Annotated in this window: 11 protein-coding genes; 8 read left to right on the top strand and 3 right to left on the bottom strand. The window is 48.9% G+C overall.

Features of this window, described 5'->3' with window-relative positions:
• Positions 1–112 precede the first annotated feature (112 nt).
• The 6 genes from CR164_RS05815 (at position 113) to CR164_RS05785 (ending at position 3,211) form a co-directional block, all read left to right on the top strand.
• Positions 113–334, top strand: coding sequence for a hypothetical protein (locus CR164_RS05815; RefSeq protein ID WP_204901792.1), 222 nt, complete (start codon positions 113–115; stop codon positions 332–334).
• A complete protein-coding gene (locus CR164_RS05810) occupies positions 324–749 on the top strand; it encodes a PIN domain-containing protein (RefSeq protein ID WP_110022980.1) in 426 nt (141 codons plus the stop codon). The genes CR164_RS05815 and CR164_RS05810 overlap by 11 nt, the downstream gene beginning before the upstream one ends.
• A 171-nt stretch (positions 750–920) precedes the next feature.
• Positions 921–1,724 carry a hypothetical protein gene (locus tag CR164_RS05805; RefSeq protein ID WP_110022979.1) on the top strand — a complete coding sequence of 268 codons (804 nt, stop codon included), beginning with the start codon at positions 921–923 and terminating at the stop codon, positions 1,722–1,724.
• Positions 1,725–2,176: 452 nt separating this feature from the next.
• A complete protein-coding gene (locus tag CR164_RS05795) occupies positions 2,177–2,530 on the top strand; it encodes a DUF4870 family protein (protein ID WP_110022977.1) in 354 nt (117 codons plus the stop codon).
• A gap of 227 nt (positions 2,531–2,757) precedes the next feature.
• Positions 2,758–2,964 (top strand): hypothetical protein, encoded by a 207-nt coding sequence (locus tag CR164_RS05790; RefSeq protein WP_110022976.1) that lies wholly within the window; start codon positions 2,758–2,760, stop codon positions 2,962–2,964.
• Positions 2,945–3,211 carry a type II toxin-antitoxin system RelE family toxin gene (locus CR164_RS05785; RefSeq protein ID WP_110022975.1) on the top strand — a complete coding sequence of 89 codons (267 nt, stop codon included), beginning with the start codon at positions 2,945–2,947 and terminating at the stop codon, positions 3,209–3,211. The genes CR164_RS05790 and CR164_RS05785 overlap by 20 nt, the downstream gene beginning before the upstream one ends.
• Before the next feature lie 70 nt (positions 3,212–3,281).
• On the opposite strand, the gene CR164_RS05780 is transcribed toward CR164_RS05785, so the two are convergent.
• The 3 genes from CR164_RS05780 to prfB form a co-directional block, all read right to left on the bottom strand.
• Entirely contained in the window at positions 3,282–4,136 is an 855-nt protein-coding gene (locus CR164_RS05780; protein WP_110022974.1) for a M23 family metallopeptidase, read from the bottom strand.
• Positions 4,137–4,142: 6 nt separating this feature from the next.
• On the bottom strand, positions 4,143–4,961 hold the full coding sequence (locus tag CR164_RS05775; protein ID WP_110022973.1) for a metallophosphoesterase: 819 nt from the start codon (positions 4,959–4,961) through the stop codon (positions 4,143–4,145).
• Positions 4,962–5,096: 135 nt separating this feature from the next.
• Positions 5,097–6,192 (bottom strand): peptide chain release factor 2 gene (gene prfB / locus CR164_RS05770; protein ID WP_110022972.1). Its coding sequence is split into 2 segments (ribosomal slippage): positions 5,097–6,122 and positions 6,124–6,192, totalling 1,095 coding nucleotides; the frame shifts between segments, so codons are not numbered across the junction.
• Between the two features lie 281 nt (positions 6,193–6,473).
• Between prfB and CR164_RS05765 the strand changes: the two genes are divergently transcribed.
• Together CR164_RS05765 and treS are read left to right on the top strand one after the other, a co-directional pair.
• Entirely contained in the window at positions 6,474–8,489 is a 2,016-nt protein-coding gene (locus CR164_RS05765; RefSeq protein ID WP_110022971.1) for an alpha-1,4-glucan--maltose-1-phosphate maltosyltransferase, read from the top strand.
• Positions 8,490–8,577: 88 nt separating this feature from the next.
• Positions 8,578–11,895 (top strand): maltose alpha-D-glucosyltransferase, encoded by a 3,318-nt coding sequence (gene treS, locus CR164_RS05760; RefSeq protein WP_110022970.1) that lies wholly within the window; start codon positions 8,578–8,580, stop codon positions 11,893–11,895.
• The last annotated feature ends 124 nt before the right edge of the window (positions 11,896–12,019 follow it).

The following is a 12,019-nucleotide window of genomic DNA, read 5'->3' as shown; positions in this document are numbered from 1 at the left end:
TTACCGGGCAGTATCTCTGTCTCCAGGAATTATGTGCGGTCTGCGGTGTTTTCTGTATATTGTACACGAGAGTAGTGTACACAACGTACGCTAAACGCTATGATGTACTGTTATGTTGAAGAATATCACCTTGAGCGCGGATGAGGAGCTGATAAGGAAAGCAAGGGAAAAGGCGCTGCGTGAACATACAACACTGAACGCTTCATTCAGGCGATGGCTCGAGAGTTATGTAAGTGCCGAAGCAAGGGCGCGGGATTTCGATGATCTGATGCGTTCCATGAGTTATGTTCGGCCTGGAAAGAAGTTCGCGAGGGAGGAGATGAATGAACGGTAACTATTTTCTCGATACCAACATCCTGGTTTATTCGTTTGACTCAACTTTTCCGGCCAAACAGGCGGAAGCTCTACGTTTGATCAAAAATGCCTTGCATGGCGGAAAAGGAGTGATCAGCTCTCAGGTTGTCCAGGAATTCATCAATGTCGCTACAAAAAAATTCGATGTTCCGTTTTCCCTGCAGGATTGCAGAAAATATCTCGATACGGTTCTTGCAGGGCTATGCAGGGTTTTTAGCAGCCTCGACCTTTACAAACAGGCGCTTGATATTATGGAGCGTTGGGGTTATAGCCACTATGACTCGCTGATCATCGCAGCTGCATTACAAGCCGATTGCGAAGTGCTTTACTCGGAAGAGCTGCACCACCATCAGAAAATTCAAGGGCTTACCATTATCGATCCTTTTCGAAAATAAGGGACGCTCGTAACTACTACAACGTATTTGCGCAAAAGACAATTGAAGATAACAGTACGCTGAGGATGATATGCCTATCGCGATCACAGGCATCTATTCACTTGTCAAAGAGACGAGTTCACGAACGGTGCTTCATATCTCCTCTCAACGTATCGATCAGAAGCAGTGGCAATGAAAAAAAGGAGCGGTTTTGCAGACCAGAGCATAGGCAAGACATACCGTCGTCTCCGATATATGGCGGGAGCGGCTCTCATCGGGATGCCTTTGCTTACGGCATTTTCCGGATTTGCTTTAGACTGCGACCTCGAGCCTTCTCTCAGTGATTACTATTTTACCGTCAAAGACGGTGGCGTGCCCCGGACGCTTTTCCTGATTTTTCTCGCCTTTCTTGGCGGGGTGCTTTACTCGTACCGCGGCCTGGACGAGAGGGACAACTTTATTCATAACGCTGCCGGTATTTTCGCCTTTGGTGTTGCGCTGTTTCCTATGCAGTGCATACTTTCCGAACATCCAGACTGCGTTCCCGGACTTCTCCCGGTCCTGCATCTCCCGTCAGCAGGCCTTCTCTACCTTTCTGCAGTGGCTTCCGTGATTTACAGCGGCGGGCCGAAGCTCAAGGACGCTTTGAGCCGCCTCTCCGAACCGGAAACATGGTTCAAAAGATTATGGAAAGTTAAGGCTCTTTCATTGACTTTGATGACTATCGGTATCATCACCTTTCTGTTTCACAATCAACTCAAAGCATATTTTCCTGAAATCAGTTGGGTATTCTGGATCGAGTACCTCGGGTTTGCCGGTTTTGGAATCTATTGGGTTCGTCTGATGTGGCTCATCAACGATGCCAACAGCGAAGGCCGTCAAACGTTTCCCCCTCGTTCAGAGGAAGCAGAGGAAAAAACATTCGGTGCCCCAGCCGTTCCGTTGGAGGCTGCTGAAAAAGCACAGGAAGCCGAGTCGTGGAGTGATATACCGTAGGGGTTTCCTGGGATTGAATTATACACCCGATGTCTCGTATATCTTCTCAGTGGATCATTCAGGGCTGAACTTTTTGATATTCTGAATTCGAGCGTCAGCTATGAGATGTGAGAATAAATGTTCGGCAATAAGGGATGTTCATGGCTACTACAACGTATTTGCACAGAAGGCAATTGAAGATAACAGTAAGCTGAGGATGATATGCTTGTCGATCACAAGCATCTATTCATTTGTCAAAGATACGGGTTCAGGAGAGGCGTTACATGCTTATGATGGAACTGAGGTTTTGTTTGTTGAAAGATGCCGGTGAGGCATGGCTTACATTTGAGTGTTGAGTATAAATGCGGTATCTTTCAGAAGGTCCTGTGAAAAATCTATGCTTTTGTTGGGACTTATAGGTGCCAAATCATAAGGGGCACCAATGAATCGGCAACCAACAATCGAGAAAAACCATGGATGAAGCAATAGTACAAGAAAAGCCAACCACCGAGGGTACCGCAAAAATCGTCTACATACTCTATCTTGTAGGGCTCGTATTTGGTGTTACAGCGATAATCGGTGTTGTCATGGCGTATATCAATAAAGACGATGCTCCGGACTGGTTGAAAAGTCACTACGAATTCCAGATCAGAACGTTCTGGATAGGACTTCTTTACTTGTTCATAGGGATAATACTCTCTTTTGTTGTTATCGGAATACTGGTACTTATTTTCTGGGTGGTCTGGTTAATTATTCGCTGCGTTAATGGCATAAAGTTTCTCGACCAAAAAGAAGCGCCTCCAAACCCGACGGGATGGATGTTCTAAAAGCAACCACGTCGTTCTGCTTTTTCGATCGTCCTTCATTTTACCGGTTCAGCGTGTATATCCCCTCAGTACACGTTCCTCACAAACAACTCCGGATCGACGCTGGTGCCATAGAGGTAGGGGCCGTTGAGAATTGAACAAACAGTGTATGTACTGCGTATCTTTTGAAAGATATTGATGATTTCTGTTACATTGATTATTAGAATTGGGAAACAAAGAGTTTGAATATGATATCAGTTAAAGACTTTAAACCTGATTATATAACTGATGCCAAAGGTCAAAAGCGAGCAGTGATTTTACCTCTTAAAGAATATGAAGAGCTGCTTGAAGACTTGAGTGACCTTGCTATGGTCGCGGAGAGGCGTGATGAGCCTGTGATTGCTCATAAAAAAGTTATGGAAGAGCTAAAACGCGATGGGTGTCTACCAGATTGAGTGGAAGTCGTCGGCATTGAAAGAGTTAAAACGGATCGATAAAGCAGTAGTTCCTCGAATTGTCGATACCGTTCAGTCGTTAGCATCCAACCCTCGCCCTTCGGGAGTACGTAAAATTAAAGGGGCAAGCCGGTTATTCCGGGTGCGAGTTGCCAATTACAGGATAGTCTACGAGGTGGTAGACGAGAAGTTGCTTATACACATTGTCCGGGTTCGTCATCGAAAAGATGTCTATTTAGACAAGTGATACTATGGCTTCTACTGTCATTGAAATTCTGCAAACATAAAAAGCCATTGAGTCGCTCTGGTTACCCCGCCTAATATTCACTTTCCACAAACAACTCCGGATCGACGCTGGTGCCGTAGAGGTAGGTACCCCAGTGAAGGTGGGGGCCGGTGGAGATACCGGTGCTGCCGACGGTGCCTATGGTTTCGCCTTTGTTCACAACATCTCCTTCCTTGACGCTGATCGAATGCAGATGCAGGTAGATCGACGTCAGGCCCTGGCCGTGGTCGATGATGACGGTGTTTCCGTGTACATGGAAGCGGTTTGACTCATAGCCGGTGAGCATGACTTTTCCCGGCGCAGGACTTTTCACCGGTGTGCCTCGGGGAACGGCGATATCGATGCCTTTATGGTAGCTCGATACAGGTGCGCCATTGTAGGAGCGTTTCACGCCGAAAGGGCTTGATTTTCTGCCGTTGCAGGGATAACTGAAGCGTTCCGACCAGAGCTTTTCGCTGCTCAGTGTTCGGAGCCCCTGTTTCACCTGCTCTTTTTCCTCCTTGGTCGCTTTCAGGCTGTTGGTTTTTCTGTCGAGCCATATTTTCTGAACCAGCCGGTTGTTTGATACAACCGTGACGGGAATTTTTTCTTTCCAGTCATCGGCCTTTGCAAGTATGGCGTAGCTGCCGGGTTTCGACAGGTTCTCGACCGGTACGAGTGCCCGGTAACTGCCGTCTTTCTGCCGGAACATGGTAAAATGTTCACCATTGAACCAGAGGTCTGGAATGAAACGGGTTCCCGATACCGTTGCGGTAAAAAATTCACCCTGTTTTTTGGAGATGGTATCCAGGGTGAGGCTTGGTTTTGTATCGGCGACGGCTTCTGACAATACGCCTGTTAAAAGACAGAAAAGCAGGATTGAAAAGCGTTTCAGCATCTTTTTCATGGATGGTCAGTCTATCTTCAGCGTATGCAGTTTGTCGAGGTTCTGGTCGTATACCGTCATCGATGCGTTATCGAGCTCTATCATTCCGCAGGAATAGTGGGGAGGTTCTTTGCGTTTGAGGAAAGGCGCCATGGTCATGAAGTGAATGCCGTAACGCTTGAGATATGCACTGCGGTGCAGGTGACCGGTGAAACAGGCGATGATGTTGTCGTAGCGGCGCAGTACATCCGTTACTTCGTCGTGGTTCCACAAGAGGCCGTGCGGTTCGTCGGAGGTTTCTTTGAGTAAGGGGAAATGGCAGAAAAGGATAACCTGTTCTCTCGATTCACGTGTTTCGTCAAGCTGTCGTTCGAGCCAATGAATCTGTTCTTCTCCGACTGCTCCGCAGTAGAGATTTGCCCAGGGATCATGGTTCAGGAGATTTTTTCTGGCTTTATCGGAAGTGGTTTCAGGCTTGGATTCCGGGTTGATATCCATACCGTGCAGTACGATAAAGCGTATGCCGTTTATGCTGAAGGTGTAGTACGGTGCATCGAGGCCGGTTTCTTCGAGGTAGCGGTCCAACGGGGCGCCGAGGCAGTGGTTGCCGGCAACATGGTACAATGGTCCGGGGTATTCGCGGAGAACAGCGGTTGCACCCACGAGGTTTTCCACTGCTTCAGGGCCTTTGCCGTCAATCAGGTCGCCGAGTTGTACGACAAACGCTACCCGATTTTTCCGCCAGAAATCAAAGCAAGTGTGCAGGTCGTTTTTTTCCTTGAGGCGGTCACCATTTCCATAATGAATGTCGGTGATGACGCCGAACTTGAGGGAGCTTTCTGCCATTGTTTTTCGGTGATTCAAGAGATGCCATGGCACCCCAATGTATTGTTATGAGCGGTTCGAGTGCACGGTGAACGGAGCGCATCTATCCGCTCAACGGCGCAATTGAAGCACGCAATGAATATATTGGGGTGCCCATCAGTTGGTGAATTCCGACAAATACTTCTCCATAAAATCGTCTATATCGCCGTCAAGGACGGTTTCTATATCGTGTCGCTCATGGTTCGTTCTGTGGTCCTTGATTCTGCGGTCGTCCATGACGTAGCTGCGGATCTGGCTGCCCCACTCGATTTTCTTTTTCTTGCCTTCAACTTCCTGCTTGCGTGCTTCTTCTTCCTCACGCTGTTTCTGATAGAGCTGAGCGCGCAGCATTTTCATTGCACGTTCCCGGTTCTGAAACTGTGAACGTTCCTGCTGGCAGGATACAACGATACCGGAAGGCATATGCTTGATACGTACAGCGGTTTCAACCTTGTTGACATTCTGCCCGCCTTTGCCACCACTTCGAAAGGTGGATAGTTCCAGATCTTCCTTGCGGATGTCGATTTCGGCATCCGGCGGGGCCTCCGGATAGGTGAAAACACTGGCGAACGAGGTGTGGCGGCGGGCGTTCGAGTCGAATGGCGATACTCTCACCAGACGATGCACGCCGTTCTCGGCTTTCAGATACCCGTAGGCGTATGGGCCCAGTATCTCGAGCGTGGCGGTTTTGATGCCCGCACCTTCCCCTTCCTGATAGTCATCCGTGTATACCTTGAACCCTTTTCGTTCCGCCCATCGCATGTACATCCGGTAGAGCATTTCTGCCCAGTCCTGGGCTTCGGTGCCGCCAGCGCCTGCATGTATGGTAATCAGGGCGTTTCCGGGGTCATCCTTGCCGGAGAGCATGTTTCTGAACTCGATAGCCGTGATTTCCTGCTCGATGGCACTGATACGGGGATCTATCTCTTCGGCAAGAGATTCTTCACCCAGTTCTTCGGCAATCTCCAGCTCTTCTTTGAGCTCGGTGCTTTCCTTTTCAAGTTTTTGGAACCCTTCGGTCCAGATCTTGTGTTCACTGATCTCCGCAAGAATCTTCTGGGCCTCCTGCTGGTTGTCCCAGAAATTTTCTTCTGCGGTGATCTGTTCGAGTTCACCTATCTTTTTCAGTCGTTCATCGACGTCAAAGATACCCCCGTAACTGTTCTATGCGATGATGTATTTCGTGCAGTCGTTCTTTTTCCGGTTCAAACATGTTGTTTCTCCTGTTATATAAGTGCCGCTGTCAGTATTATTACGTGCCCTGCCAAGGCTCACTAACCATGAATAAAAGCGCTCTTGTGCTCTTTTTGCCAATTTAGTTATCGATCTATTACGGGCTTTTGCAAAGAGCAGAGAGTGGACTATACGTATAGTAGTTCGATTGACAGGTTTATATCCTGTTCTTTCAATCCTAAAAAATCATTTTTTTCACATAATGCAAACGCAACTTTTCCCTATTTTGCATCAGTTTACAACAGATATACCCATTTTCCAATGAGTCATACCTTTTATCAGCGCAAACCTTCAGTCAGCAACCGAAAATTCGATGGCAGAAGACGTGTCGTTATCGAAAGAATTTCACCTGAAATAGACGATGGGCGTTATCCCGCTAAAAGAGTTGCAGGGGAAACGGTCATAGTGGGAGCGGATATTTTTTCCGATGGAGCCGATATCGTTCGTGCGGATCTTTGCTATCGGGCAAAATCCTCGAAAGCGTGGAAGCGTGTTCCCATGAAGCCCGTTGTCAACGACCGGTGGGAGGGGACCTTTGCTGTGGGAGATCCCGGTATATGGGAGTTTACCATAGAAGCATGGGTTGACCATTTCCAGACATGGCGAAGGGGGTTGATCAAGAAGATCGAGGCAGGTCAGGATGTTGCCCTCGAACTGCAAATGGGGGCGGCGATGATCGATGATACGGCTGGCCGTGCACCGAAAAAAGATGCTGTACGATTGGTGGAGCTGGCTTCTGTCGTTACAACAGCCGAGAGAAAGATTGCGGAGTCGGCAGCACAATGCGACGAGCTTCATAATCTGATGCAGCGATACCCTGACAAAGCGTTTGCCGCGCAGTACGGTCGCATCCTTGAAATAAAGGTCGATCAGAAAAAAGCGGGATTCAGTTCCTGGTATGAACTTTTTCCTCGTTCCTGGGCAGAGGAGCCTGGCAAACACGGCTCTTTCAAGGAATGTCTGCGCATGTTGCCGCTTATTTCCAGGATGGGATTCGACGTTGTGTATCTTCCCCCCATCCACCCGATCGGTTCGACGAAGCGGAAAGGAAAAAACAATGCCCTGGTTGCCCAGCCGGATGATCCCGGCAGTTGCTGGGCGATAGGAAGTAGTGATGGCGGGCATAAGGCCGTTCACCCGGAACTTGGAACCCTGAAGGATTTCGAGGCATTTGTCCGTGAGGCTGACGACCATGGCATTGCAATTGCAATGGACATTGCTTTCCAGTGTTCTCCTGATCATCCGTATGTGAAACAGCATCCTCAATGGTTTAAATGGCGCCCTGACGGGACGGTACAGTTCGCGGAAAATCCACCAAAGAAATACGAAGATATCCTGCCGATTGATTTTGAAACGGAAGACTGGGAGAACTTGTGGATCGAGCTCAAAAGTGTGATGCTGTTCTGGATAGAAAAAGGGGTCAGGATATTCAGGGTGGACAATCCGCATACCAAGGCGTTTTTGTTCTGGGACTGGGCCATCAGCGAGATACAGAAAGAGTACCCCGATACGGTTTTTCTGGCCGAAGCATTCACTCGTCCGAAAGTTATGGCAAGGCTCGCCAAAGGTGGGTTCAGCCAGTCGTATACCTATTTTACGTGGAGAAATACCAAGAAAGATCTTCAGGAATACCTCGCGGAACTGACGACCACCGAGGTTAAAGAGTACATGAGGCCGAATTTCTGGCCTAATACCCCGGACATTCTGCATGAGGAGCTGCAGGCTGGGCATCGTTCCACATTCATTACCCGGATGGTGCTTGCGGCAACGTTGTCTTCGAACTATGGAATGTATGGCCCTGCATATGAACTCTGTGAGCATGTTCCCGTCAGAAAAGGCAAAGAGGAATACCTTGATTCGGAAAAGTACGAGATCAAGCGGTGGGATATGGATAGGCCGGGCAATATCCGCGCCGAGATCACGGCGGTGAACCGTATACGAAAAGATAACCCTGCTCTTCAGCAAACCAACGACATCGAATTTGTAAGAGTTGATGCCGGAGAAGGATTTGAGCACGACATGCTTATGGCGTATCTGAAACGTTCGCCGGACGGGGGGAACATCATTCTGACGGTCGTCAACCTCGATCCGCAAAATACCCATACCGGTTGGCTGCGGTTTCCGCTTGAACGATTCGAATTGCCGCATACTCATCGTTTCAGGGTTGAGGATCTTTTGAGCGGACGTACGTATGAATGGGACAGCGAGTGGAACTATGTCGAGCTGAACCCCGAACAGGTGCCGGTACATATCTTCAAGGTCCATCTGTATCTGTAAACAGTTACAAATGTTTTATTAACCAGGAACCCTGAAATCAAAAACAGCGGTTTCAAAACTATCTTTCCAATTATCATTGCCAAACTTTATGCCGCGAGCTTCTGACGCATATCAACCTGAACCACTCTGGTACAAGGACGCCATTATTTACGAGGCGCACGTTAAAACTTTTCATGACAGCAACAATGACGGTATCGGCGATTTCGAAGGATTACGCCAGAAGCTGCCTTATCTGGAAAGCCTTGGTATTACCGCGATCTGGCTACTGCCGTTTTACCCGTCACCGTTGAAGGATGACGGCTATGATATCGCCGATTACATGGAGGTCAATCCTGATTACGGCACCTTAGAGGATTTCAGGATGTTTCTCGATGAAGCCCATGAACGGGGCTTGAAGGTCATTACCGAGCTGGTCATCAACCATACGTCAGATCAGCACGTATGGTTCCAACGCTCCCGCAAAGCCAAGCCTGGAACGGCGGAAAGGGATTTCTACGTGTGGAGCAAAGACCCCGGAAAATATGCTGATGCGCGAATCATTTTTCAGGATTTCGAGGCTTCGAACTGGAGTTACGACAATGTTGCCGAAGAGTATTACTGGCACCGTTTCTACCACCATCAACCCGATTTGAATTTTGAGAATCCCGCTGTTGAAAAAGCAATCTACAAAGTGCTTGATTTCTGGCTGGAGATGGGGGTTGACGGACTGCGTCTCGATGCGGTACCATATCTCTATGAGGAAGAGGGGACCAACTGCGAGAATCTGCCCCGAACCCATGAATTTCTAAAAAGGCTTCGCAAGCATGTCGACCGGAAGTTCCCGAATCGCATGTTGCTCGCCGAGGCGAATCAGTGGCCGGAAGACGCGGCGGAATATTTCGGAGAAGGTGACGAGTGCCACATGAACTTTCATTTTCCTCTTATGCCGAGGATGTTCATGGCGCTTGAAATGGAAGACCGGTTTCCTATTATCGATATCCTCGAACAGACCCCGGAAATACCTGAAAGCTGTCAGTGGGCATCTTTTCTGCGCAATCATGATGAACTGACCCTCGAAATGGTTACCGATGAAGAGCGTGACTATATGCGCCGCGTTTATGCAAACGATCCGAGGGCGAGAATCAATCTCGGGATAAGGCGTCGTCTTGCCCCGCTTATGTCGAGCAACCGCGGCAAGGTAGAGCTTATGAACATCATGCTGCTCTCGCTTCCAGGTACACCGGTGTTGTATTACGGCGATGAGATCGGTATGGGTGACAACTACTATCTTGGTGATCGTGACGGTGTGAGGACTCCCATGCAATGGAACAGTGACCGAAATGCCGGTTTTTCGAGAGCCAATCCCCAGCAGCTGCAGCTTCCGGTGATCATCGATCCGGAATACCATTACGAAGCGGTCAACGTCGAAGTCCAGGAAGGCAACATCAACTCTCTCTTGTGGTGGATGAGGCATATGCTCGTTATAGCGCGCCGTTACAAAGCATTCAGTCGAGGAGATGTGCAGTTCATCCATGCTGAAAATCCTCAGACACTGATATTTACCAGGACCTATGAGGATGAGACCATGCTTTGCATCATCAACCTTTCCAAGAGCCCTCAGGCGGTGAATATCGATCTTTCGGAATACGAGGGATTCGTACCCGAAGAGGTGTTCAGCCTCAGTTATTTTCCCCGTATCAGATCGACACCATACACCATTACGCTCGGGCCTTACGGGTATTTCTGGTTCAGGCTTGTTGAAAGCCATGAGGAGATCGAGGATCGCCCCTATCTCGAACACACCTTTGCGAAGGTGTCTCACTGGAAGGACCTTTTTCGGGGGAAATATCTCGAACGTATCGAGACCAGGATTCTGCCGAAGTATATCCGAAACTGCCGTTGGTTCGGAGGGAAGGCACGCAAAATAGTCAGGGTTGCAATAAACGAGAACATCGAGGTCAGGGGGCATGAAAATATACGTTACCTGATTGTCGAAGTTCGCTACCCAAGCGGTCCGAACGAGCTCTATCAACTTCCTGTATCCTACGTTCCTGCTGAACAGATAGATCAGGAAGATGAAAACTTCTCGAAGCGGGTCATCGTCAAAGTCAAGGTCGGTGAGCAGGAGGGATATCTGTGTGATGCTGCCTGGCAGGGGGATTTTCATAAGGTGTTGCTGGACATGATTGTCGGGCAGTCCGACCTCAAAGGCTGCGCCGGAAAAATAACCTCGTTGCGGGGAGCGAAACTCGACGGTTTTCTTGCCGGTACAGCGGTAGACGAGATCGACTCCACATTGTTCGGTGCCGAACAGAGCAATACGTCCATCATGTACGATGACTCACTCTGTTTGAAACTCTACAGGAAGATCTCTTCAGGTGTTTCGCCCGAAGTTGAAATTTGCCGTGTACTGACCGAAAATACAACGTTCGATAGTGTGCCGTTGTACCTCGGTGCGCTCAATTACACTAAAAACAGAAGGGAGCAGTGCTCTCTGGCTGTTTTACAGAATTTTGTGCCCAATCAGGGAGACGCCTGGAAAGTCACTCTGAACTTCGTGCACCGCTACTATGGAGATGTGCTGGCAAAACAGCACCTTATCGAAACAGTACCGGAACTCCCGGTTTCCGGAGGGGATAAAGTGCCGATGCCTGCGATCATGCATGAGCTTATCGGTGAGGTGTATCTTGAAATGGTCAAGAAGCTTGCTGAAAGAACGGCAGGTATGCATAAAGCTCTTGCTTCGAAAAGGCTTGGAGATGACTTCGCACCGGAACCATTTACAACGCTTTATCAACGTTCCATTTACCAGTCGATGCGCGAGCAGGTGAAAAGGGGGATGGTGATGCTGAAACAGCAAAAGAGAAAAATCGCCGTCGAGCATCAGGCCCTCGCTGAAGAGATACTCGAGAGCGAACAGGCTATCCTGCAGCAGCTTTCACATATCAAGCAGGGGAAAATAGAGGGTGGGAAGATCAGAATTCACGGTGACTACCACCTGGGTCAGGTGCTGTTTACCGGTAAGGATTTCATTATCATCGATTTCGAAGGAGAGCCCGCGAGGTCGCTGAGTGAACGGCGCCTCAAGCGCTCGGTTTTCAGAGATCTTGCCGGAATGATCCGCTCGTTCCATTACGCTGCCTTCAGCGTGCTGATTAACGACAAGTCGATCAGGCCGGAAGATGTCGAGTATCTCGAGCAATGGGCTGAACTATGGAGCTTCTATGTGGGGGAACATTTCTATGAGATGTATGCACAGCAGATCAAAGGCAAGGGTTTGATTCCGAAAAATCAGCAACAGCAGTCCATGCTGCTTCGTGCGTACCTTATGGACAAAGCTATTTACGAGTTGAACTATGAGCTGAACAACCGTCCTGAGTGGGTTGGTATAGCGCTCAAGGGATTGCACAGACTGCTGGAGTCATGATATGCCAATACAGTTAATTCCGGGATCTGATGACGTTGATGAGCCCGGCCTTGTCGGGACCGAAATCTTCATGAGGCGGTCTCATTAGTCCAGTAATAAGTCTTTCTGTAGTCATCCTCGGGCT

Source organism: Prosthecochloris marina, assembly GCF_003182595.1.
In the GTDB taxonomy this organism is placed as follows: domain Bacteria; phylum Bacteroidota; class Chlorobiia; order Chlorobiales; family Chlorobiaceae; genus Prosthecochloris; species Prosthecochloris marina.
This window is presented reverse-complemented; position numbering and strand designations above follow the sequence as displayed.

What these genes read in the sequence shown, in the direction of transcription:
- CR164_RS05805 (WP_110022979.1), top strand. Translation starts at nt 921, where the DNA reads ATGAAAAAAAGGAGCGGTTTTGCAGACCAGAGCATAGGCAAGACATAC.
- CR164_RS05790 (WP_110022976.1), top strand. Translation starts at nt 2,758, where the DNA reads ATGATATCAGTTAAAGACTTTAAACCTGATTATATAACTGATGCCAAA.
- CR164_RS05780 (WP_110022974.1), bottom strand. Translation starts at nt 4,136, where the DNA reads ATGAAAAAGATGCTGAAACGCTTTTCAATCCTGCTTTTCTGTCTTTTA.
- CR164_RS05795 (WP_110022977.1), top strand. Translation starts at nt 2,177, where the DNA reads ATGGATGAAGCAATAGTACAAGAAAAGCCAACCACCGAGGGTACCGCA.
- treS (WP_110022970.1), top strand. Translation starts at nt 8,578, where the DNA reads ATGCCGCGAGCTTCTGACGCATATCAACCTGAACCACTCTGGTACAAG.
- CR164_RS05785 (WP_110022975.1), top strand. Translation starts at nt 2,945, where the DNA reads ATGGGTGTCTACCAGATTGAGTGGAAGTCGTCGGCATTGAAAGAGTTA.
- CR164_RS05765 (WP_110022971.1), top strand. Translation starts at nt 6,474, where the DNA reads ATGAGTCATACCTTTTATCAGCGCAAACCTTCAGTCAGCAACCGAAAA.
- CR164_RS05810 (WP_110022980.1), top strand. Translation starts at nt 324, where the DNA reads ATGAACGGTAACTATTTTCTCGATACCAACATCCTGGTTTATTCGTTT.
- CR164_RS05815 (WP_204901792.1), top strand. Translation starts at nt 113, where the DNA reads ATGTTGAAGAATATCACCTTGAGCGCGGATGAGGAGCTGATAAGGAAA.
- CR164_RS05775 (WP_110022973.1), bottom strand. Translation starts at nt 4,961, where the DNA reads ATGGCAGAAAGCTCCCTCAAGTTCGGCGTCATCACCGACATTCATTAT.